This is a genomic window from Bacillus sp. BS98 (genome assembly GCF_008432245.1).
GTDB classification, from domain to species: domain Bacteria; phylum Bacillota; class Bacilli; order Bacillales; family Bacillaceae_G; genus Bacillus_A; species Bacillus_A toyonensis.
This window is the reverse complement of sequence record NZ_CP043830.1, coordinates 1016795-1040123: the sequence shown is the minus strand read 5'-3', so window position 1 is coordinate 1040123 and position 23329 is coordinate 1016795. Positions and strand designations below refer to the sequence as shown.

General features: G+C 36.3%; 26 protein-coding genes. 8 read left to right on the top strand and 18 right to left on the bottom strand.

Annotated elements, in window-relative coordinates; all coding sequences use genetic code 11:
• Window positions 1-12 precede the first annotated feature (12 nt).
• A complete protein-coding gene (locus tag F0362_RS30460; protein WP_000783814.1) occupies window positions 13-180 on the bottom strand; it encodes a hypothetical protein in 168 nt (55 codons plus the stop codon).
• A gap of 2 nt (window positions 181-182) precedes the next feature.
• Complete coding sequence (locus tag F0362_RS05430) at window positions 183-764, bottom strand: TetR/AcrR family transcriptional regulator (RefSeq protein ID WP_000164841.1); 582 nt, start codon at window positions 762-764, stop codon at window positions 183-185.
• Between the two features lie 157 nt (window positions 765-921).
• Between F0362_RS05430 and F0362_RS05425 the strand changes: the two genes are divergently transcribed.
• The gene (locus tag F0362_RS05425) at window positions 922-1065 is read left to right on the top strand and encodes a YjcZ family sporulation protein (protein WP_000522751.1); all 144 of its coding nucleotides are present in this window, start codon (window positions 922-924) and stop codon (window positions 1063-1065) included.
• Between the two features lie 40 nt (window positions 1066-1105).
• Here the strand turns inward: F0362_RS05425 and ecsC are convergent, their stop codons facing one another.
• Genes ecsC through ecsA form a run of 3 tightly spaced genes read right to left on the bottom strand, consistent with a single transcriptional unit; the run spans window position 1106 to window position 3774 of the window.
• Window positions 1106-1813 (bottom strand): ecs operon protein EcsC, encoded by a 708-nt coding sequence (ecsC, locus tag F0362_RS05420; protein WP_000634139.1) that lies wholly within the window; start codon window positions 1811-1813, stop codon window positions 1106-1108.
• A 13-nt stretch (window positions 1814-1826) separates the two neighbouring features.
• Window positions 1827-3038 carry an ABC transporter permease gene (locus F0362_RS05415; protein ID WP_001089114.1) on the bottom strand — a complete coding sequence of 404 codons (1212 nt, stop codon included), beginning with the start codon at window positions 3036-3038 and terminating at the stop codon, window positions 1827-1829.
• Entirely contained in the window at window positions 3031-3774 is a 744-nt protein-coding gene (ecsA, locus tag F0362_RS05410; protein ID WP_001292604.1) for an ABC transporter ATP-binding protein EcsA, read from the bottom strand. The genes F0362_RS05415 and ecsA overlap by 8 nt, the downstream gene beginning before the upstream one ends.
• Window positions 3775-4333: 559 nt before the next feature.
• Here ecsA and F0362_RS05405 point away from each other — a divergent pair.
• From F0362_RS05405 to F0362_RS05395, 3 genes are all read left to right on the top strand, one after another.
• Window positions 4334-4768: an HIT family protein gene (locus F0362_RS05405; RefSeq protein ID WP_001016840.1), complete on the top strand. Its 435-nt coding sequence runs from the start codon at window positions 4334-4336 to the stop codon at window positions 4766-4768.
• A 214-nt stretch (window positions 4769-4982) separates the two neighbouring features.
• Window positions 4983-5345, top strand: a complete 363-nt coding sequence (locus F0362_RS05400) for a YtxH domain-containing protein (protein WP_000030306.1) — start codon at window positions 4983-4985, stop codon at window positions 5343-5345.
• Window positions 5346-5642: 297 nt separating this feature from the next.
• The gene (locus F0362_RS05395; RefSeq protein ID WP_000834919.1) at window positions 5643-6200 is read left to right on the top strand and encodes an HTH-type transcriptional regulator Hpr; all 558 of its coding nucleotides are present in this window, start codon (window positions 5643-5645) and stop codon (window positions 6198-6200) included.
• A 5-nt stretch (window positions 6201-6205) separates the two neighbouring features.
• Here F0362_RS05395 and F0362_RS05390 read toward each other — a convergent pair whose 3' ends face one another.
• A complete protein-coding gene (locus tag F0362_RS05390; RefSeq protein WP_000383648.1) occupies window positions 6206-6541 on the bottom strand; it encodes a DUF1878 family protein in 336 nt (111 codons plus the stop codon).
• Between the two features lie 118 nt (window positions 6542-6659).
• Here F0362_RS05390 and F0362_RS05385 point away from each other — a divergent pair, with 118 nt between their 5' ends.
• Window positions 6660-6854 carry a hypothetical protein gene (locus F0362_RS05385; RefSeq protein WP_000172690.1) on the top strand — a complete coding sequence of 65 codons (195 nt, stop codon included), beginning with the start codon at window positions 6660-6662 and terminating at the stop codon, window positions 6852-6854.
• A gap of 31 nt (window positions 6855-6885) precedes the next feature.
• Here the strand turns inward: F0362_RS05385 and F0362_RS31355 are convergent, their stop codons facing one another.
• Window positions 6886-6999 (bottom strand): YjcZ family sporulation protein, encoded by a 114-nt coding sequence (locus tag F0362_RS31355; RefSeq protein ID WP_306472009.1) that lies wholly within the window; start codon window positions 6997-6999, stop codon window positions 6886-6888.
• A 279-nt stretch (window positions 7000-7278) separates the two neighbouring features.
• On the opposite strand from F0362_RS31355, the gene prsA reads away from it, so the two are divergent.
• From prsA to F0362_RS05365, 3 genes are all read left to right on the top strand, one after another.
• Window positions 7279-8142: a peptidylprolyl isomerase PrsA gene (gene prsA / locus F0362_RS05375; protein ID WP_000710079.1), complete on the top strand. Its 864-nt coding sequence runs from the start codon at window positions 7279-7281 to the stop codon at window positions 8140-8142.
• 378 nt (window positions 8143-8520) lie between these two features.
• The gene (gene helD / locus F0362_RS05370) at window positions 8521-10854 is read left to right on the top strand and encodes an RNA polymerase recycling motor HelD (protein ID WP_001035451.1); all 2334 of its coding nucleotides are present in this window, start codon (window positions 8521-8523) and stop codon (window positions 10852-10854) included.
• Between the two features lie 85 nt (window positions 10855-10939).
• Entirely contained in the window at window positions 10940-11503 is a 564-nt protein-coding gene (locus F0362_RS05365; RefSeq protein WP_001017091.1) for a hypothetical protein, read from the top strand.
• Between the two features lie 838 nt (window positions 11504-12341).
• On the opposite strand, the gene glpD is transcribed toward F0362_RS05365, so the two are convergent.
• The 11 genes from glpD to F0362_RS05305 all read right to left on the bottom strand — a co-directional run bounded on the left by glpD (window position 12342) and on the right by F0362_RS05305 (window position 23000).
• Window positions 12342-14024 carry an aerobic glycerol-3-phosphate dehydrogenase gene (glpD, locus tag F0362_RS05355; protein WP_000672820.1) on the bottom strand — a complete coding sequence of 561 codons (1683 nt, stop codon included), beginning with the start codon at window positions 14022-14024 and terminating at the stop codon, window positions 12342-12344.
• A 133-nt stretch (window positions 14025-14157) separates the two neighbouring features.
• Window positions 14158-15648 carry a glycerol kinase GlpK gene (glpK, locus tag F0362_RS05350; protein ID WP_000759975.1) on the bottom strand — a complete coding sequence of 497 codons (1491 nt, stop codon included), beginning with the start codon at window positions 15646-15648 and terminating at the stop codon, window positions 14158-14160.
• Between the two features lie 12 nt (window positions 15649-15660).
• Entirely contained in the window at window positions 15661-16482 is an 822-nt protein-coding gene (gene glpF, locus F0362_RS05345) for a glycerol uptake facilitator protein GlpF (protein WP_001272191.1), read from the bottom strand.
• 227 nt (window positions 16483-16709) lie between these two features.
• Window positions 16710-17270: a glycerol uptake operon antiterminator GlpP gene (gene glpP / locus F0362_RS05340; protein ID WP_000394289.1), complete on the bottom strand. Its 561-nt coding sequence runs from the start codon at window positions 17268-17270 to the stop codon at window positions 16710-16712.
• Between the two features lie 97 nt (window positions 17271-17367).
• Window positions 17368-17817, bottom strand: coding sequence for a helix-turn-helix domain-containing protein (locus tag F0362_RS05335; protein ID WP_000577654.1), 450 nt, complete (start codon window positions 17815-17817; stop codon window positions 17368-17370).
• Window positions 17818-18038: 221 nt separating this feature from the next.
• The gene (locus F0362_RS05330) at window positions 18039-18239 is read right to left on the bottom strand and encodes a sporulation YhaL family protein (protein WP_000404439.1); all 201 of its coding nucleotides are present in this window, start codon (window positions 18237-18239) and stop codon (window positions 18039-18041) included.
• Between the two features lie 80 nt (window positions 18240-18319).
• Window positions 18320-19192 carry an alpha/beta fold hydrolase gene (locus F0362_RS05325; protein WP_000819491.1) on the bottom strand — a complete coding sequence of 291 codons (873 nt, stop codon included), beginning with the start codon at window positions 19190-19192 and terminating at the stop codon, window positions 18320-18322.
• A gap of 241 nt (window positions 19193-19433) precedes the next feature.
• The gene (locus F0362_RS05320) at window positions 19434-19682 is read right to left on the bottom strand and encodes a hypothetical protein (protein WP_000725083.1); all 249 of its coding nucleotides are present in this window, start codon (window positions 19680-19682) and stop codon (window positions 19434-19436) included.
• Window positions 19682-20770: a response regulator aspartate phosphatase gene (locus F0362_RS05315; RefSeq protein ID WP_000500567.1), complete on the bottom strand. Its 1089-nt coding sequence runs from the start codon at window positions 20768-20770 to the stop codon at window positions 19682-19684. The genes F0362_RS05320 and F0362_RS05315 overlap by 1 nt, the downstream gene beginning before the upstream one ends.
• A 252-nt stretch (window positions 20771-21022) precedes the next feature.
• Window positions 21023-22000, bottom strand: a complete 978-nt coding sequence (locus F0362_RS05310) for a ring-cleaving dioxygenase (protein WP_001072584.1) — start codon at window positions 21998-22000, stop codon at window positions 21023-21025.
• A gap of 55 nt (window positions 22001-22055) precedes the next feature.
• On the bottom strand, window positions 22056-23000 hold the full coding sequence (locus F0362_RS05305) for a ring-cleaving dioxygenase (protein ID WP_149889687.1): 945 nt from the start codon (window positions 22998-23000) through the stop codon (window positions 22056-22058).
• Window positions 23001-23329 lie beyond the last annotated feature (329 nt).

Here is a 23329-nt window from a genome sequence, read left to right as displayed (position 1 = left end):
GAAAATTGAAATTTAATTATCTTTCTTCTCTGGAATAAAATATCCGAACCAAAGTAACCAAATGAAACCGATTAACTTCAGCCAACTTCCATCCGCCTGAAAAGCCTCTATCATACCTGGAATTTTATACACTCCAATGAATCCAAGAAAACCGAGCCACCAGTTTTTTTGCATTTTCACTTTTACTCCTCCTTTATGACGTTTTTCACATTTCGAATCCAAATTTCTTTATACTTTAACTGGAATCCCATTAACATGTAGTTGCTCATATTATCGATAACGAGCGCTAACGTATGAGCATTCTCTTCTGTTGCATGTTGTGACACAACGTCAAGTTCTACACCTTGCTTTAATAAATCATGAAAGCCATTTAAAAACTCTTCTTGTATTTCAAATAAACGTTTCTGATACTTTTCATTTCGCGCCGCAGTTACGATAAATTCATTTATGACGCGTAATATACCTTCTTGTCCTTCATACTCAGACAACATATGTAAACCATCTGCAATTAACTTTTTTGCAAAATTTTCTTTCGTATATTGATCTTTATCGAAGTAAGAAGAGAAATGATACCCAGAAAAAATTTCTTCAAATAAAAAATCTACTAACGCTTCTTTAGAAGAAAAATGATAGTAAATGGCCGGTTTTGAAATACCTACCTCTTTCGCAATCATGGAAAGGCTCATTTTCTCAATACCGTGCTCTGCCATAAGTTTAAATGACGCCTCTACAATGTTCTGCGATGTTTGTAAATTCTTTGTCATACTGTACCTCACTTGTTTTTACTTACCGGTCGGTAAGTAAATTATAAAATGAAACGAAATGATTTTCAAGTTAGTTAGCACTTTAGAAGGGGGGTTATTGGTAAATGTAGAAAAACATAAAGTAAAAGCAATATATAACAATAAGGAGGATGTTCATATGGGACTTGGTGGTAAAGGCGGTAGCGGCGGAACTGGTGGCGGTGAAGATGGACAAGCTGGTAAGAGCGGATTTCCATTCATCATTGTACTCTTTATCGTATTAATTATAGTTGGAGCTAGCTATAGTGGACTTGGCTTCTAAGAAAAGGCGTCCTACATTACACATGTAGGACGCCTTCTTTTTAATCCCTATTCAACAATCGCATACGATAACAATTCATCGTCACTTCTCCAAGTCTTTGCAGTAATTGATAGTTCGCATATGCGCCGACCGGGGCACCAATTATTGGTACGAGCTGAAGCATTTTTGCTAAATCGATATAGTCTCGGTACTCTGTTTGGAACTTTTCCCAGTCCATATGATTTTCTTCTTCTGTATCCCACGTTTCGATGGCTTTCCATATTTCTTTTCGATGATCATCACTTGAAAAGGCGAGTTGGAAAACGTGAAGGATAAAAAGGCGCTCTTCTTTGTTACTCGTATCAAATCCGTACAACGTTGCTGCATCGAATAAAAATTTAATTTTAATGCCGAGTAAAAGCGGAAAGTCAGCAAGGCCAAGGAGAATACCACCAGCTCCAGTCCCAGCCCCTTCCGCCGCTGCTATTTTTTTGTACTCATCCATTTTTTTGCGTACTTCATCGTCACGTCTTTGCAGTGACCATGTCGTCTCTTTTAATTTCGGCTTTATAAAGTTTGATCCGGCGCTGATCGTTTGCACCATCATACGAATCGTCTCTGTTAACACCTTTTGTACTTTCGCCGGAATGAGCTGTTGTACTTTCGTCTGCACTTTTTTGGAGAACCGTGTCATCATAGAAGAATCTTTCATGAATGTAGCTTTCCACTGCTCCAATTCTTTTATAACCTTCTCTTCATATGTAATCATAGGTTCATTCCTTTCAATTTAAACGCTCAATGCGCTTCGCCCCGTATTGGTAAACGAAACCGATACTAAATAATATGCTTACGATAAGTAAAATTCCTGTCATCATGAAATCTTTCGTTGCTAGTGCAAATATAACTGTAAAGATTACGCTCCCGATGATTAGAATCGCGTTTAATAAAGTAAGAAAATCTTTCTTCTTTTCATCTACCTTTACTGGATACAAATCAAGCCAAATTTTCATGCGGTGATGTTTCCATAAAGTTAATAGCTGATAGCCGATTAAGTATAGGAAGATAAAACTCACGATGAATCGTCCATATAAAAATGGAATGAAGTAAAGAATAACTCCTCCAAGAGCGAGCAAACGCACATATAATCCAAAATAGTTACCTGATCTTAAAAATGTTCTCGTATATAAGTATAAATATGTACGCTTTTCGCCGATTATCGAAAGAATGAAATCAAGCCATTTCTTGCGGGATACTCTCTCTTTTAATGCTGGTACATCAACGAACATATTCGCAATGCGGTACAGTAACATCATCTTTTTACCTTCTTCAGAAATTAAATACTCCCAATTCAGTGGCTTCCCTTTCACCATTTGATGCATGATAGCAAGGTATAACACCATGAATAGAACAATTCCGCCAATAAAAAGAACTGAAGTACGTTCTACAAGGAAATATACAAATAAACCGTTTAAGATAAAACGTATGAACCAATCCGCCTTTTGTACATTTTGATCTGTTAAAAAGGACTTTTCCCACGCTATAAATAAATTCCAAGCTTTCACAATAACAAACGCGATTACAATCCATATGTAAGCCGCTCCTGTTTGCTTCATTTGCTGGAAGTATAACGGGGCAAGCGCAGCTGCTACGATTGCGATTATGTATAACTGAATCATAAGCGTAAAGAGAAAGGCCTTTGTGAAGTAAGGCTTTAGCTTCTCTTCAACTGGCAGTAAGTAAACAAGGTCTGCTTCTTTTAATAACGTTTGCATTGATCCAGCTGTTAAAACTAGTCCAATTAACACTGCCATCACGAGCGCAGTTGGAAACGAAGGTGTTAACGTTTGTAACCATTGTTGGTAATAATACGCTCCCGCACCGATGATAAACACGAAAATAAATTTCAAATGATCGTTAAATACGTATTTACTATATGTACGAACTTCTTTTAGAAAGTGACGAAATCGTTCTTTCCATAATGCTGTACTATTCATAATCTTCTTCCTTTGTTAATGCAATATAAATATCATCTAACGTTGCACCTGGCATATTAAACTGTGATTGCAGTTCAGATAATGTTCCCATCGCTCTTACTTCGCCTTGATGTAAAATAATGAACGAATCACAATAACGTTCTGCCGTCGCTAAAATATGTGTACTCATTAAAATACCTGCGCCGCTCTTTTTCATTTGATCCATCATTTGAAGTAGAGATTGAATTGCTAACGGATCCAGTCCAACGAAAGGTTCGTCTACTATGTAAAGAGATGGCTCCACTAAAAATGCACTCATAATCATTACCTTTTGTTTCATCCCTTTTGAGAAATGAGATGGAAACCATTTTAAACGATTTTTCATACGAAATTCTTGTAATAGTTGTCCTACACGTTCTTCGTACTGTTTTTCATCGACACCGTACGCCATCGCTGTTAATTTCAAATGCTCTTCTAGCGTTAGCTCATCATATAATACCGGTGTTTCTGGAATGAATGAAAAGCTAGAACGGTACGCTGTCATATCATCACGAATTGTTTTCCCATTAATTGTGACAGTTCCTTTTTTCGGTTCCATTAAACCGATAATATGTTTAATCGTCGTACTTTTACCAGCCCCATTTAAACCGATTAAGCCGACAAGTTCGCCTTTATTAACAGAGAACGAAACGTCTTTTAATACAGGTCGTTTCGTATATCCTCCTGTAACATTTTCTACACGCAATAACTCGCTCATACGACACCACTTTCTTCATTAGTATTCATTCTATATTCATCTTACCAAAAATTGCGCTGTACTACATAGTATCGATGTGTTCAAAAAAAATTTAAATTTGTTAGCATATATTTTTACGAAAGCGGACATCATAATTAGTGAAGAAGGAACACATTGAAAAAGCAACCACCAATTGATGAGTATAACAACATAGTGAAGTCATCATGAAATGGGGTGTCCATGTTGGACAATGAAATTTACACATAACCAGATTATTTGTTTCATTTTCGAAACGGGGTGTCTCCGAAAGAGCATATACTGTTTTAAAAAATAAACAATTTCATTTTAAAAAGATTGCAATTCATTTCACTTGAAAATGGGGTGTCTACGGCAGAAACTTTAGCCGATTTACCATGCATTTCTTAAATAAATGGGGTGTCTGCGAAACGTAAATTACGATAATGCTTTTTCAATCCCTCTTCAGAAAACAGGAAGCTGACTCAGCTTCCTGTTTTTCGTGTTTGTTCTCTTATGTAATTATGGTAAAATACGGCTAAGGATATTTGAAAGGATGAGATCAATGAATCATACAGCAGACAATTGTATTTTTTGTAAAATCATTGACGGGCAAATCCCTTGCTCAAAAGTATACGAAGATGAACATGTGCTTGCATTTTTAGATATTAGTCAAGTAACAAAAGGACATACTCTTGTTATTCCGAAAGTTCACAAACAAGACATTTTTGCGTTAACGCCAGAAATCGCATCACACATTTTTTCTGTCGTTCCAAAAATCGCAAATGCGATTAAAGCAGAGTTTAATCCAGTTGGCTTTAACCTACTTAACAATAACGGTGAAAAAGCTGGACAAACTGTGTTCCACTTCCACCTTCATTTAATTCCACGCTACGGTGAAAACGATGGTTTCGGTGCCGTTTGGAAATCACACCAAAATGAATATACAATGGAAAATTTACAAAACATCGCAAGCACAATTGCAAATAGTGTGAAATAGTGACACTATAAGAAGACGTAATACATAACAAGCCAATTCCCCGAAGTAATTACATATTGCAAGGCTTGTTTCTTCACTCCATATACCGGGGTATACTTTTCTGTGCATAGCGCACTTACAAGAAGGAAAAGTTCTCTTTTCTTTCTCTTGTTTTAAAGATATGCATACTATTTCACATCATGAATACGAACGAAAAATAAGGAGGTCTCTTTTTATGTCAAAAGCTAAATCCTTTATTACAGGTGTCCTTTGCGGCGGAGCAGTTGCTGGATTAGCAGTTCTTTTCTCTACTCCTTCTTCTGGCAAAGCCATGCGCGGCAAGTTAAAAGAAAAAGGAAATGATATTAAAAAGACTTTAGCTGATATTACAGCTGATACAAAATTATTAAAGCGTCAAATCGTTGAAACTGCTTCAGAAGGTAAAGAAGTGTTTCAAGAATTAAAAGACGACATGCAAGACACGCTTTCTAACTGGAAACAAGATATTTCTCAAAACAAGCGCCATATTGAAAAAGAAATTTTGGACATTCAAAAGTCAATTGAGAAACTACAAGAAGCTGTTCCAGAAAAAGCGTAAACAAATTCCTGCTTAGTTTTTGCATATAACAAATATTTTTTATATAAATTGACCTTAACACGGCATATCACATAGATATGCCGTGTTTTTATGCATTTACAATATATGTTAGCCATTAACATGTAAGGACAACACATGTACTCACGACTCATAAACCGCTTCCATAGTTATGCATGATTTGTATAGAATGTCATTTTTTTAAAAAATTTTCACAATTCTCACAAAAAGACTTTATTAATTTTTATTTTACTGGCATAATAGATAGTAATGAAAAAGAATGTTAAAGTGGGTGAGTAAATGAAAAGTGGAGAAAAAGATTACTCGGTAAAAGAAGCGATGATTTTCAGCCAACGCATTGCTCAATTATCGAAAGCGTTATGGAAATGTGTAGAGAAAGATTGGCAAATGTGGATTAAGCCTTACGATTTAAATATTAATGAGCATCATATTTTAACAATCGCTTATCATTTAAAAGGGGCTTCTATTTCTGAGATTGCTAAGTTTGGAGTTATGCACGTATCAACGGCGTTTAACTTCTCGAAAAAGCTTGAGGAACGCGGCTATCTTGTATTCTCGAAAAAAGAAGATGATAAACGAAATACGTACATTGAAATTACAGATAAAGGGGAAGAATTACTACTTCGCTTAATGGAGGAGTATGACCCTGAAAGTAATTCAGTGTTTAATGGGGCTCTTGCACTTCGTAATTTTTATGGGAAGTTCCCAGAAAATATCGAGCTGATTGCTATCTTGCGCAATATTTACGGACAAGACTTCATCGATATTTTTGAGAAATCATTAGAAGATATTGAGGAGAATTTTACGGAATCCGATCAGAAGTTAGTTAAGAAATAATCTATTTATTTTTTCGCACTCATGCGTAAGAATTCATTCATAAGTGGGTTAAATAAACCTTGTTTTGCTAGCGCTTCCGCAGTTTCGTTTACTTCGAGCTGATGTGGAAGCGCTTTTTCAAATTGATCTAACAGCGCATCGAACAATAAAAGGCCTTCTGCTTTCTCCGCTACATATTGTTCGTTCAATGTTTCACAAAGTTTCAGTATACGTTCAATATCTTTTTTACGGGCTTTTTTCTTTATGATTAAAGAATAAAATGGACACTTTTCTTCATCAATCATTTTAAATAGTAGGTCTACGTAGTATTCAGCTTGTTCTAATCTTCTAACAACGTCCATTTTCTCCCTCACTTTCTAACACAAAGTCTTCTATTTCTGAATTTTATAACACGAACAAAATATCGTATGATACAATATATAAAGTATATGTATTTTAGCCAAAAGGAGGTCTCGCCTCATGACACTTATAACAGTTGTTTTTGTCGCATTCGCACTTCTTGTTATATTTTACACGAATTTCATGACACATACACTGTGTGAACGAAAACAAATAGCTGCGAGCCGCCAGCCCGGTGTCTTTCGGGTTATTAATGTATGTATAACAATTTTATTAATTTCTAGTTATATAGAAATTATATTTCATGGAAAGTGAGGAAGGAAAGCCCCTTCCTCACTTTTTTCCTCTATAAGCAAATTATACCTACTATAACCAATAAAATAAACAGTACAAGTAATAAAATAAGTTGAGAATTCATCCCCATCCCCTCCTCTATTCTGTATATGCGGCATCCGCCCAATATGGCACACTTTCAAAATCTGACACGATATGGTTAATTTTTCTTTATCAATATGAAAACGAGTCGAAATATGATATATTAAACTTTGTACATATTGCTTATACTATAGAACAAATAACATCCATCAAAACTTTATCCTCAGCCTCGGTAAGCCCTGTTAAGCGCGCTTTAACAATATAAAAAGCAAAAGTATCAGTGAGACTTAATCGGGCTCTTATGAACTTAAGTTCATTGGTGTAGGATAAATTAAAAATACATAATAGTAGGAGTGTTTATTGAATGAAGAAAGCTATGCTTGCCTTAGCCGCAACAAGTGTAATCGCATTATCAGCATGTGGAACATCATCATCAGACAAAGTTGTTACTTCTAAAGCTGGTGATATTACGAAAGAAGATTTCTACAATGAAATGAAGCAAAAAGCTGGTAGCCAAGTCTTACAAGGTATGGTTATGGAAAAAGTACTTATCAAAAACTACAAAGTAGACGACAAAGAAGTAGATAAAAAGCTCGATGAAACGAAAAAACAAGTTGGTGATCAATTCGATACACTGTTAAAACAACAAGGTATGAAAGAAGAAACATTTAAAAATATGTTACGTGCTCAATTAGCTCAAGAAAAAGCAATTGAAAAAACAATCACTGATAAAGAACTAAAAGAAAACTACAAACCTGAAATTAAAGCAAGCCACATTCTTGTAAAAGATGAAGCTACTGCGAAGAAAGTTAAAGAAGAACTTGGACAAGGTAAATCTTTCGAAGAGTTAGCGAAACAATACTCTGAAGATACTGGTTCAAAAGAAAAAGGCGGAGACTTAGGATTCTTCGAACATGGTAAAATGGTTAAAGAATTCGAAGATGCTGCTTATAAACTGAAAAAAGATGAAGTAAGTGAACCTGTAAAAACACAATTCGGTTACCACATCATTAAAGTTACAGACATTAAAGAGCCAGAAAAATCATTCGAACAATCTAAAGCTGACATCAAAAAAGAACTAATTGCGAAGAAAATGCAAGATGGCGCATTCATGAACGATCTTATGATGAAAGAAATCAAAAAAGCTGACGTAAAAGTTGACGATAAAGATTTGAAAGATCTTTTCGAAGAGAAAAAAGCTGACGAGAAAAAAGAAGAAAAGAAATAATGAAATAAAAAGCTCGGGCTTAGGCCTGAGCTTTTTTGTATACCCTCTTCTCTCGGGAGTTATATCCAGATTCGGTAAATGAAATTATATAGTTGGTCCTCTGAATGAATTATATCGGCGATTTTCGAAATATATCGACTTACCGACAAAAAACGACAACAAGCGTGACTCCCTCTACAAAAACAAAAAAACCTTGATCCACGTAGCATGGAACCAAGGTTTATCTTATTATCATTGATTAAATGAAAAAACTATGTTAAATTAGTACAGAAACACATTTTACAAAACGCAAAGAACGTATTTATCCGTATCTTAATTGTACACCAAAACACATCTTCAGTCAACCTCTATTTTTCACTTTTAAAGGAGTGCTACCGTATGAACAAAAAACTTGATCTAGAGCAAAAAAGATTGGATACCGTAATCGAAACGATTACGCAGCAAATTGATAAACTGGAAAACGAAACTGGCAGACGCCGGGCAGAAGTAATCCATATTCGTAAACATTTCTGGGATGACGTGAAAGTGAATACTGATACTTTTGATGATTATCTTGAAACAGTTATCAACTTAAGGCAACAAGCTCAGTCCCTTGCTGTAACACAAATTACACATAAGCACACTTTCAATCGACTCGCTGCACTAAGACGTATGCATAAAGCCCCTTACTTCGGACGCATTGATTTTACAGAAGAAGGTGAACCTGCCGCAGAGGAAATTTATATCGGCGTCGCTACGCTTACCGATGCTAGCGGAGAAAACTTCCTCATATACGACTGGCGCGCACCTATTTCGAGCGTTTATTACGACTATCCACCAGGACCAGCTGAATACAAAACACCAGGAGGCGTAGTTCGCGGTAATGTGGAGAAAAAATTACAGTACATTATTCAAAATGGCGAGATTGATTCTATGTTCGATACGAGCCTTACAATTGGCGATGAAATTCTGCAACAGGCGCTTGGAAAAGGTACGAATAAACATATGCAAAGTATCGTCGCTACGATTCAGCGCGAGCAAAATGAAATTATTCGTCACGATGAAGGCCGACTCCTTATCGTGCAAGGAGCTGCTGGTAGTGGTAAAACGTCAGCTGCCCTGCAACGTATTGCCTATTTACTATATAAATATCGCGAATGGCTAAAAGCGGACCAAATTATTCTCTTCTCCCCTAACTCTATGTTCAACAGTTACGTATCTAACGTACTGCCAGAACTCGGCGAAGAAAATATGCAGCAAGTCACATTCCAAGAATATTTAAACCATAGACTAAGTAAATCGTTTGATGTTGAAGATCCTTATGAACAACTAGAATATATGCTAACTGAAACGAATAGCCCTGCTTATAAAACGAGAAATGCGAGCATTCGATTTAAAGCATCTACTCAATTTTTCGAGATGATTAGAGCGTACAGACAATCTCTTGAATCTTCAGGCATGCTATTTAGAGGAATGAAATTTAGAGGGAAATTGATTGCCTCTGCTAAAGAAATTACAGAGCAATTTTATAATACGGATTCCTCCCTCCGCTTCCATAATAGAATCGAGAAGTTAACGGATTGGCTAAACAAACAAATAGACGCAATCGAAAAAACAGAACTGAAAAAGCCATGGGTAGAAGAAGAAATTGAATTACTTAGTAAAGATGAATATCAAAAAGCTTATAAATACTTACAGAAAAAAGGCGAGTTTGAAGATAACTCCTTTAATGATTATGAGAAAGAAACGAAAGTACTTGGACGTATGATTGTCCGTAAAAAATTGAAGCCGTTACGTAAAGGCGTTCAAACATTACGTTTCATCAATTTTACAGGCATATATAAACAACTCTTCACAGATGCATCATGGGTTACTGGAGAAAAGCCAAAAGAATGGGACGACATTTGCTCATTAACTGTGAACATGCTTGATGAAGGAAAATTATATTACGAGGATGCGACTCCATTTTTACTTTTAAAAGAACTAATTGAAGGCTTCCAAACGAATAGATCGATTAAACACGTACTCGTAGACGAAGCGCAAGACTATTCTCCGTTTCAGTTCGAGTTTTTAAAACGTCTCTTCCCTGCCGCAAAAATGACAGTGCTCGGAGACTTTAACCAAGCGATATTTGCCCATGCGAGTGAAACAGTGAACTTCAATACACTTACTAGCTTATACGGACCCGATGAAACGAACGGCATCAACTTAACTCGTAGCTATCGTTCCACAAAACCGATTATTGAATTTACACGCGCTCTCGTACCGCAAGGAAAAAACATTAACGCATTTGAACGTGACGGTGAGAAGCCTACAGTAACGAAAGTAGCGAATGATAGCGAACTGCACGACTGTATTTCTTCCAAAGTTGCTGAACTTCAAAAACAACAGCATAATACAATCGCAATTATATGTAAATCCGCAGCTGAAAGTGCCGCTGCCTACGAAGCACTTAATCATATCGAGAATATTAAACTCGTGAAAAGTAACTCCGCCGAGTATGAGCAAGGTATTGTCGTGATCCCGGCTTACTTAGCGAAGGGTATCGAATTTGACGCTGTTATTATTTATAATGCTTCTAAAGATGTGTACAGTGATGAGAGTGTTCGTAGATTGTTTTACACTGCTTGTACGCGAGCTATGCATGAATTACAACTTTATAGCGTTGGCGAGGTTAGTCCTTTTATACTCGGGGCTGCTTCAGAGAGCTTTGAACTTATTACAACACCTTGATACGAATCAAGGTGTTTCTTTTTTATGCAGGATTTACAACTTCAAAATAGAATATATCATTTTAGAAAAAATAAGGAGTGGAAAAATGAATCATTATTTCATTGCTATTTATGACGGTGAGTTTCCTACCGAAAAATTACATACCATTTTACAATTGAACCCCACTTTTATTGATTTAAACGTCCGCACCATTTCAATTTCATCACCAACACTTTTCACATTAGTAGTTGGAGAAGAAAACGATGCACTCACAACTGGACTTACAGATAAATACCACTTATTAACGAAGGAATTACAAGCACTTGAGCAGCAAGAAAAGTACTACTACGTATACGATTATAAAATTAGAAAGACCATCGAGAATCCTACCGAAAAATGCTTTCCATTAGCAAAAATCAATATAAACGTTACGAATTTCCATCAGATGATTCAAAAAGTAAAAGATTTAAAATACCCTGTATTTGCAGGGTATAAAATCATTTCTCATGATTCGGATATACTGACAATTGATGTACTTCTTTCTTCTCATTTATTAGATCCTAACACTTCTGAAAAAGATGCGGAAGAATACGCCTATTTACAACAACTAGCTGAATCAATCTCTCGTTCTGAATTATGTACTTCTATAAAAGCAAGTGCACTTATTTAAACACGAAAAGAGGGTTATTTATCATAACCCTCTTTTGCTATCTATTTACGTTTGTACTTAATCAAAATAGTGAATTCTTTTTACATATAACAAAAACACCTTGATCATCATCAAGGTGTCCTCTTTATCTTCTATTTCAAACATCTCTACTGTTAATTCATCCACACTATTTCCTCCTTCCCATATATTAGACGCCGCACTCTATGGAAAAGTTTTATACATTCATAAAAAAAAGAACGGTTAGCAATGTCCATACCGTTTTTTGAACTCTTAATTTTTCTTTACTATGAGTAAAATCAATCTTTATTTGCTCATCGCCCCCTCACTTTACACACGAATGAGTCATTTATTTTTACATATATGTCTTGTCCCTTATTTTGAAAAATAATACAATTAAAAAGTAACTTACTAACGCTATAACTAGTAGGTGTGGTAATCATCTCTTCCATTTTGAAAAAAGGGGGGAGATGATAATATGATCGCGATGTTTGTAATTAAATTAGTGTATGGTATCCTAACCGGAGCTGGCGTTGTCATCGGTAGAAGATACGTCGGTCCGTGGCTAATTTCTGTATACAAAAAGCGAGAACCACCCTGCTTCGTGGAAAAGGTAAGGGCGGTTCTCGGCTAAAACGTTAATGTAATTGTCTTATAACCGCACCTACTACCACCACAATAGCAAGTTAGGTTACACAAGGCAGAAGTTTCTCAGGCTTCTGTCTTCTTTATTTTATGCAAAATCCATACTATATACTCTATCATCATTGTAACACATTTTATTTATTTTTAGTCAAGAGAAAAACCACCTAAAGGGCTCTCCTTCAGGTGGTTCTCTATTTTAAGCTAACGCAGCTGCCTGCTCTTGTTGATCTACAGGAATTACAGCGTCTGTTAATGCTTTTTCTAATTCTGCTGTGTATTTCATTTGTTCTTCTTTGCTCCAGCCTAGTTTCGCAGCCATGTAGTTGATTACTGCTTCTTTCCACTCGTATACCCAGTGGATGTTGAAGAATACAGCACCTCTGCGGCGTACGAAGAAGTCTACTGGTTTTGCTGTCATTTCGTAATCCATTGCGTATACAAGTGGGATTAGAACGTCAAGCGGCATGTTATATTCTTTCGCTTCGTCTTTATGTTTTTTCGCTAAGTCGAATAGTACGTCAACGTTAGAGCCGTAGAATTTCGCGAACTCTTCTGCTTGCGCTTTCGTTAAACCAGATTTCGTACCTTCGTCTGCTTTTTTCGCAACGAATGCTGGGAATCCGTGTGAACCATCTACATGTCCACCAGAGATTGGCATATGTTTCGTGTCACTCTTCGGATATGCACTATGACCTTCTTTTTGTAGTAAGTTTGTTACGTAGTCTACTACCATTTCAGCCATTTTGCGGTATCCTGTTAATTTACCACCAGCGATTGTAATTAAACCAGATTCAGAAGTCCAAATTTCATCTTTACGAGAAATTTCAGATGCATTTTTACCTTCTTCATAAATTAATGGACGTACACCAGCCCAGCTTGATTCAACATCTTTTTCCGTAATTTTCACGCTTGGGAACATGTAGTTAATCGCATTAATAATGTATGTGCGATCTTCTGTTGTCATGTGTGGTACAGCTGCATCTTTATCATAGAACGTATCTGTTGTACCTACGTATGTTTTTCCGCCACGAGGAATCGCGAACACCATACGTTTATCTGGTGTATCGAAGTAAATTGCTTGACCTAATGGGAAACGTTTTTGATCAATTACTAAGTGAACACCTTTTGATAACTGAAGTACTTTTCCTTTTTTCGAGTTATCTTTTTCACGAAGTGTATCTACCCAAGGACCAGCTGCGTTTACAATTTTCTTACCGTAAACTTCGTACACTTCTCCGTCTAGTAAATCGATTACACGTACACCGCATACTTTTCCATCTTTATATAAGAAACTGTCTACTTTTGCGTAGTTAACAGCTTTCGCACCATGCTCAATTGCTTCTTTCATTACTTCAATTGTAAGACGCGCATCGTCTGTACGATATTCTACGTAGTAACCGCCGCCTTTTAATCCTTCTTTTTTCACAAGAGGCTCTTTGTTTAATGTTTCTTCACGGTTAAACATTTTTCTGCGCTCGCTTCGTTTTACACCTGCTAAGAAGTCGTATACACGAAGACCAATTGATGTACTGAATGATCCGAACGTACCGCCTGTATGGAACGGAAGTAACATCCACTCTGGTGTTGTTACATGGGGACCGTTCTCATATACGATCGCACGCTCTTTCCCCACCTCTGCTACCATTTTCACTTCAAGTTGTTTTAAATAACGTAGACCACCGTGTACAAGTTTCGTAGAACGACTTGATGTACCTGCTGCAAAGTCCTGCATTTCAAACACAATTGTTGATAACCCGCGTGTTGCCCCATCTAATGCAATACCAGAACCAGTAATACCTCCACCAATTACGATCACATCTAACTCTTGTTTATTTACTCCGTTTAATACGTCTTTACGTTGTTTACTTGAAAATTTCATGGTAATTCCTCCCTTTGATAACGAAAAAAGAGACCACGAACTCCGCTATAGATTTCGCCTCTATAGCGTGTTGTGGTCTCTCCAAATCTCCTACCGAATTATTAACTTGTCATCATTATAACACTGTTTATGATTATTTGAAAGCTTTTGTTGCTTCAATTGCTTTTTTCCATCCAGCATATAGCTCTTCGCTTGTTTCCGCTTCCATCGTTGGTTCAAAGCGTTTGTCCATATGCCACTGCGCTTTAATTTCATCTTGGTTTTTCCAATATCCAACCGCAAGACCTGCTAAGTATGCTGCACCTAAAGCTGTCGTTTCATTGATCACTGGACGCTCTACAGGAACTTCTAAAATATCACTTTGGAACTTCATTAAGAAGTTATTCTTAACTGCTCCGCCATCAACGCGTAATGTATTTAGTTCGATACCTGAATCTGCTTCCATTGCACAAAGTACATCTTTCGTTTGGTATGCTAAAGATTCTAGCGTCGCACGAATGAAGTGCTCTTTCGTCGTACCGCGTGTTACGCCAAACATAGCGCCGCGTACTTCACTATCCCAGTAAGGTGTTCCGAGTCCTACGAATGCTGGTACAACGTATACACCATCAGTTGATTCAACGCGTGATGCGTACACTTCACTCTCACTTGCATCTTTAAACATGCGCATTCCGTCACGTAACCACTGAATTGCAGAACCTGCTACGAAAATACTTCCTTCTAATGCGTAGTTTACTTTACCATCTAAACCCCATGCAATTGTTGTTAATAGACCGTGCTCAGAAGCTACTGCTTTTTCACCTGTGTTCATTAACATGAAGCAACCAGTTCCGTAAGTATTTTTCGCCATACCTTCACCGAAACAAGCTTGTCCAAATAATGCTGCTTGCTGGTCACCAGCTACACCTGCAATCGGTATATTTTGACCGAAGAAGTGATAATCAATTGTTTCACCATATATTTCAGATGATGGACGTACTTCAGGAAGCATGCTCTTTGGTACTGTTAACATGTCTAGAAGCTCATCATCCCACTGTAAGTCGTGAATGTTAAACATTAATGTACGTGATGCATTTGAGTAGTCTGTTACGTGCGCTTTACCACCAGATAGTTTCCATACAAGCCACGTATCAATTGTTCCGAATAATAACTCACCGTTTTCTGCTTTTTCTCTTGCACCTTCAACGTTATCTAAAATCCATTTTACTTTCGTACCAGAGAAGTATGCGTCAATTAAAAGACCTGTTTTTTCACGAACCATTTCGCTATAACCTTTTTCTTTTAACTCATCACAAATCTCCATTGTTTGACGAGATTGCCATACGATTGCGTTATAAATTGGTTTACCAGTCGTTTTATCCCATACAACCGCTGTTTCACGTTGGTTCGTAATACCGATACCTGCGATTTGCTCTGGTTTTACATCCGCTTCACTTAAGCAAGTTGCGATAACTGCTAAAATAGATCCCCAAATTTCTTGTGCATTATGTTCTACCCAGCCTGGCTTTGGAAAATGTTGCGTAAATTCTTTTTGAGCTGAATGAACGATTTCCCCTGCTTTATTGAAAAGAATTGCGCGTGAGCTAGTTGTTCCTTGGTCTAATGAAAGAATATATTTTTTCATATCGGTTTCCCCCTATGCTACTTTTCTATTATTTGTAGTGCTTCCACTTTTTTTACTTGTCATATATGAGATTGCTAGTACAACCACAGTTGCAATAATTACATAAATAAGTGCTGAATTTTGTTTCCCTTCAAATACAACTTGATGGAATAAACCTGCAAGTGATCCACCTAAAATCGGACCAACTACTGGAATCCATGCATACTTCCAGTTTGAACCGCCTTTTCCTGCAATCGGAAGGAAGAAGTGTGCAATACGCGGACCTAAATCACGAGCCGGGTTGATTGCGTATCCTGTTGTTCCACCTAATGATAAACCAATACTTACAATTAAGAAACCTACGATAAATGGATTTAATCCATCTGCAAATTTATTTGCTCCAATTGCTAATATACCAAATACTAAAACGAATGTTCCAATCATTTCACTTAAAAGGTTTGCAAATGTGTTCGGAATTGCTGGACCTGTTGCAAATACGCCTAACTTTGTTCCTGGATCTTCTGTTTCTTTCCAATGTGGTAAATAGTGTAAATATACGATAATTGCCCCGATAATTGCCCCAATCATTTGTGCTGCGATATAACCTGGTACGTCACTCCATGGGAACGCTCCCTTAAATGCTAGTCCTATCGTTAAAGCTGGATTCAAATGTGCCCCACTAATTGATCCAACCGCATACGCTGCAACCGCTACCGCTAAGCCCCAGCCCATTGTAATTACAATCCAACCAGAATCTTTCGCAAACGACTTCTTTAAACTTACACCCGCACAAACGCCGCCACCAAGTACGATTAACAACGCTGTCCCTATTAATTCCCCTAAAAATGCTGACATAAAATCCCTCCACAATCAATTTAAATGCTTTCAAATGTGATAGAGGTAAAATGAATGGCCATTCGTTTTTTTCAAAAGAAAAAGATCCACAGCTTACACGCTTCTATATAAAAGTATATAGAAACAATGAAATGTGGATCTCTTCTTTTCTCCGTCACGTTTATTAACTTGTCTATAATGTTAACCGTTAATGAAAGCGGTGTCAACAGAATCTTTTCACATTTTCGTCACTTTTTTTGGTAATGTTTCCATAATTCTTTTTTCGATGTCGTAATCGCTGTCGCACCAGCATGTAAAGCTCTTTCAACATCCTCCACAGTACGAATAAAACCACCCGCTAAAATCGGTACACCTGTACGCTCTTTCACTTCAGCGATCACATCCGTTAGCGCACCAGGAAGCACCTCTATATAATCCGGTTTCGTCTTTTCTAACAAATTACAGCTCTTTTCCATCGCACTAGAATCAATCAAAAAGATGCGTTGAATGGAGACGACACCCTTTTGCTTCGCCTTCATAATTACGCTCGCCTTTGTTGACAATAACCCGTACGGTTTATATTCTTGGCATAAAAACTCCGTCGCATGCCCATCACTTTGTAACCCATGGATCAAATCAACATGTAAAAACACCTTTTTACCGTGTTGCTTCGCGAGTGAAACAACACTCTTCAATTGACCAACATGAATATCTAAAATAACAATATATTCATACGAACTATGTAATAGCTTTTCCAAGTCTTTAATTTGCCTCACTGCTGGCAAAATCTTTTGTTCATGAAATTCCATTCTAAATGTCCCCTTCTTTATATCATCCTATCCTTTATAGTACACAATTTATATGAAAAGAACAGCTAGTGTAGGGAATTTCTTTCAAACCTTTCCTCTATTTATATCTTTTCTTCAACTTATCAGAAACCGTGCCACCTACGATCATTAATATAAGAGGTAGAAAGTTCATCATATACGGTGCGTCTGCTACAATTGTAATGCTCGCTCCTGCAAACTTATTTAACATCCACACAACGATTTTTGTAACAAACAAAAATACGCCCATTATAAATAAACTATCAAAAAACACCTTCCATTTTGGATATGCCAATTGCTTACTATCTTCAATAACTTTCTGTGTCAACTCTTCATCACTCCTCAATAACTCATCAATCGTAATACCGAACAGATCGCTTAAATGAATAATAATTTCAATGCTCGGATAGTTCTTTCCTGTTTCCCATTTCGAAACAGACTGCCTACTTACATGAAGTTTTTCAGCCAAATCATTTTGCGACCAATTTCTTTTTTCCCTTTCTTCTTTTAAACGCTCGCTAAAAATCATACTGTGTTTATCACCTCTCTACGCCTAGTATGGTCAAACAAATGATGAAGAGTAAAGCTAGTTATCGTTGCATAACCTACGCAACTTATGCGTTACACCTTAACATAGAGCCATTGCGCACTTTATGTCATGCAAATTTTTTATATTTTTCTTCTATAATAATTTCCCGAACAATAAAAAGAAGAGAAACTAAACTCTTTTCTCTTCTTCAAAAGTTTCTATTAAAGTAATACCGAATCCTTATCACTATCCTGATTACGTTTCTCACGCTCTTCTTCTAAACGTTTCATATATACTTCGCCTTCTTTTTCAATAAACTCATTATCCATCTCTTGCTCTTTTTTTGAAGTATATAAAACCATGTAGCCACTTAGTACAATCCCAACAATTACAAGATAAACCCACCATGGTAAAATTTCCAAATCACTTCATTCCTTTCTTTAGACAAGCCTTATTAGTTTCACTGTATGAGGAAAGAAGTGGATTTATGCTTAAAAACTTTTTATTGTGGATGCTTTGAGAAAAATGCTTGTACATATTCCATAAATTCGATTGGCTCTTGGCGGAACGGAGCATGGTATCCTTTTTCAATAATATGAAATGTACTATTTGTAAATAACTGATGATACAGCTCACCGTTTTTCCAAGAAACGCTCTTATCATGTCGTCCCCATATAATTAAAGTCGGTACTTTAATTTTATCGGCCTCCATCGCAATGCGGCGCTCTCTCATTTTCGTAAGCTGATCGTAATGCTCTTTATCATCACGACTATTTTTCACTTCATTTTTATTATAATCCGTAATCTCTGTTACTGTTTGAAGATCCGTTGATAGGGGCGACACTTCATAACTTTCTTTTTGCTGGAAAGACTCGATTCCTGTAGAATCCGCCAAAACGAGATGTGTCACTGCGTCCGGATATAAATACGCTAAATTAAGGGACATCTCTCCCCCCATCGAATGACCAAGTACCGCAAACTGATCGTATCCGAGCTTCTTCATTAACTTATAATATAAATTTACTTGCGCAGGAAACGAATACTGAAAATCAACCGGCTTAGAAGAACGCCCAAATCCTAAAATATCAACTGCAATAATCGTATGATCTCTCGCAAGTTCCGGATAAATATCACTAAACCCATCTGAAGAACCACCAAATCCATGAAGCATAAGTAAAGGCGGCTTCCCCTCACCAATTTGCTTAAAGTAAATCGTCTGCCCATCAATCTGTGCCATACTCTCTTTCGTATTCAGCTTCATCATAACAGTATCTTTCACTTCTCTAACCTTCGCAATCGGCTTATCGACGAAGTTACATACTACTAACAAAACGAGCACAATACCGCTAATCATATAAAACTTAAACCGTTTCAAAATTTCCGTCTCCTTTCTCATGTTGCTATTTAAAGTTTTTACATTTTTTGGTTGTTTTATGATTGATTTTTAATTGTAACTGAATCAGTTACAATTATATTAAAAAAATATAACTCATCTCTATTACTGATGGTTACTTTGTAACTATTATAGTTACATATTAAAAGTAAGTCAATTCTTTTCTCTGCATGGCCAAAAAATAAAGAAGGGACTTCCATATGAAGTCCCTTCTTTATTTTTATTATAGTTGGCTTACTCCGCCGCCGTCGCCTCTATTATCTGCAGGTGCTCCACCCGTGTCTCCAATGTTAACGTAGTCTGGTCTTGCTGGTGCTCCACCTGTATCTCCCTTATTAAAACCAGAATACTCTGGTCCTGCTGGCGCTCCACCTGTATCTCCCTTATTAAGAGCAATAGCATTAAAATCATGGGAACCTAAAACTGAGAAAGTAAATGCAAATCCAATTACTGTTAACACAATTTTTTTCATTACTTTAACGCCCCTTTTGTCATCTGTTTTTGCCTCGCTTCTTTACTCATACGATAATATTTACTAGCCTTTTCATGATTGTTTATATCATAAAATTTATCTGCTAAGCGTTCTGTATATTCCTGAATACAGTCAAATAACTCTTCTCTTTCAAAGTAAGAAATACCTGCTATAACAACCTCTTCTAATGCATCAATATTTGTATTCATTTCATTTAAAACCATGAATCGGTATTGATATTCTTGATTCTTCAACTGATTACAAATATGCAATCCTTTACTTATTATGGCACTCGCTTTTTCAAATTCTTTTATTTTTAAATATTCATCAGCCTCCAAGTACAGCGCCCTAAAATGATTAGGAGCTTTCTTTGTTACTTCGGATAAATGGCGAATGGCTAACTCAGATAAATTCTGATTTGCATATAGCAACCCTAAGTTATTTCTAACCATTAAAATATATTTTTCATGATTAATTTGTTGAAAAACATTTAAGGAATTATTAAATATCTCCTCTGCTAACTCAAATTGATTTAAATCAACATAGCATAACCCTAAAATATTCTCGCATAAGGCAAAATTAACCTCATATCCTGATTGCTTCATAAAATCTTCTTTTGCCTTTTTCAAATAATCAATCGCATTAATTTGTTGATAGGAATGATAATGAAAGTTCCCCATTCGATAATTAAACTCCGCATGCTCTATCGGATCTGCAATATATTTCAATAACTTCTCAGCTTTTTCATACTGTTCTTTCGCTTCGTTATAATTTGAAATTAATGTACAATGAAATCCTTTAAAGAAGTGATAGTAATACGCTAGAAAGCCTTCTGTCGGAATTTCGAAAGATTCTACTTTATCAAAACTATCTTCTCTAACTGCAATCCAATCAACTAATGCATCATATCTAAATTTCAATAACGCATGATAAAGCGATACATCTTGATCAACTTCCAAACCACTAATCTTACTATCAATCTCCTCTTTCATTTCTGTAGCTTTCTCTATATGTTGCTGCAACATTACACGATACCAATCATCTAAAAAATGTTTCATTTGCTCCTTCGTTACTACATCTGCTCCCATACCTCGCGTCCCCCTTGCCCCAATTTATAAATTTGGGATATTTATACAATTATTCAAATTGTATATCATCGCCCATTAGCATGTATTGAAAAATTATTATCAGAATTTTTAATATTTTATTGTTATTATACTAAACATTTCCTATTACAAAACTTGAGAAATAATTATCAGAATTTTTATCGACCAATAAAAAAGCAAGCAATTTCAGCTATTCGCTAAAACTACTTGCTCTCCTACTTATTATCTCTATTTTTACTCTTTAATAAATTCCTTTGTACTTCTCACTGTATCAATTGGACGAACTAATTTTTCAATTTCTTCACGTTTTGGCTCTAGGAATGGAGGTAAAGATAATTTTTCTCCAAGTGTTTCGTATGGCTCATCTCCCATAAAACCAGGACCGTCTGTTGCGAATTCAAATAAAATTTGCGGTGCAACTCTTGCGTATAATGACTCGAAGAAGTGACGATTTACATAACCAGATGAAGGGAGACCAACGCTACCTATTCTTTCAATCCATTCTTCTAATACAGCGCGATCTTCTACACGGAATGCAGCATGGTGTACTGTACCAAAACCTTGTTGTGCTTCAGGAAGAACTGTATTATGTTCTACAATGACAGATGCACCGTTTCCACCTTCATTCACTTCAAATAAATAGAATTCTCCTTCTTGAGCAATCTCTTTAAATAATAGAACTTTTTCTAACACTTCTTTAAAGAAACTAAAGTTTGCGATACGAATAAATACAGGTCCTAAACCAGTAATTGCATATTCTAATGGCACTGGCCCGTTTTGCCATGGTGTACCTGATTCTACCCCTTTATCAACTTCATCCGAGATTAATTGATAGTGTTGATCATCAAAATCAACGAAAGAAAGAGTTTTCTTACCAAATTGCTCTTTAATTCCTGTATGTTCCACTTCAAGACGATCAAAGCGTTTCACCCAATATGATAATGCTGCATCCGTTGGAACACGGAATGAAGTTTTTGAAATTTCATTTGTACCGTGTACTCCTTTTGGAACACCTGGGAAGTCAAAGAATGTCATATCTGTTCCGGCACTACCTTTATCATCTGCAAAGAATAAATGGTACGTTTGAATATCATCTTGGTTTACCGTTTTTTTAACTAAACGCATTCCTAAAACATGAGTGAAAAATTCATAGTTCTTTTCTGCACTACTTGTAATCGCTGTAACGTGGTGAATTCCTTTTAATTGGTTCATTTTCTATTCCTCCAATGGTTTTCATTTATATATTAAATTTGTATTTTTTCTTCTATTACTTCTCTTCAATCGGAGCTAAATTTGCTTCAATTTCTGCTCGCTGATCTTCTAAGAATGGTGGTAAATCAAGTTTTTCTCCTAAATGCTCCACATCTCTATCAACTGTAAATCCTGGTCCATCTGTCGCAATTTCAAATAGAATTCCGTTTGATTCACGGAAATATAAGCTTTTAAAATAGAAACGGTCGATGATTCCTGAAGAATGGAAGCCTCTTTGTTTCACCTGTTCTTCCCAATAGGCAAGCTCTGCATCGTTTTTCACACGAATTGCTAAATGATGAATACTACCGCGGCCCGGCTTTTCAGAAGGACCATCTAAATATTTCACAACGATTTCTCCAAAGGCCTCTCCTTTTATAGACTGAAAAATTGCTTCTTCATCATTTCGGCTAACCTCTGTGTAACCAAACATTTCTGTAAGTGTACTCGCCATTTTATCAAGTCTACGCACTGTCATTTCCACAGCACCCATTCCTTGAATTTGATGCTTTGCAGGAACTTCTGATTTCTCCCACGTTTCCCAATGCTTCACTTTTTCGCCGTTTGAAACGAGTAGTACGAAACGAAGTCCTTCAAAATCCTCAAATTTCAAAGCAGGACGATTTGCATATGTTGTCATTTCACTATGTTCCACACCAAATTCCTCAAATCGTTCTTTCCAGTATTGCAAACTGTCCTCTGACGGAACGAGTAATCCAATTCGAGTAATCGCATTCGTACCACGATATGTTTTTCCTACTAAAGGAATTTCAAAAAATGATAGCTCCGTACCTGGGCTTCCTGTCTTATCTCCGTAAAATAAGTGATACATTGACGGATCGTCTTGATTTACCGTCATTTTCACACGACGTAAACCAAGCACGTTTTTATAAAAGTGATTATTTTCATTTGCGTTTTTCGTAACCATTGAAATGTGATGATGCCCTTTAATTTCATACATCGGTCATTCCTCCGTTTCATTTTACTAGTCAAGTGATAACCAAAAAAATAATATGCTTCTTAGCTTTTCAATTTATTCTCATTATGTTTTTATAACTTAGTCGTAGTTTTTACTAAATAAGCTGCATTGAATTCATTCATACATTATTTTACTGTGTAAGACGAAAACAACTGAGTGTATGTTTTTCATATGACTCATTTGCTTTCGTTACTATCACTTTACAACTCAAGTGATTAAAAAGCAAGCGAAAAATCTCGAATTTGAGATATTTTTTTAGTTAAATAACATTTAGGGTGTAAAATCATTAATCTCTATGTGGGATAGCGTCA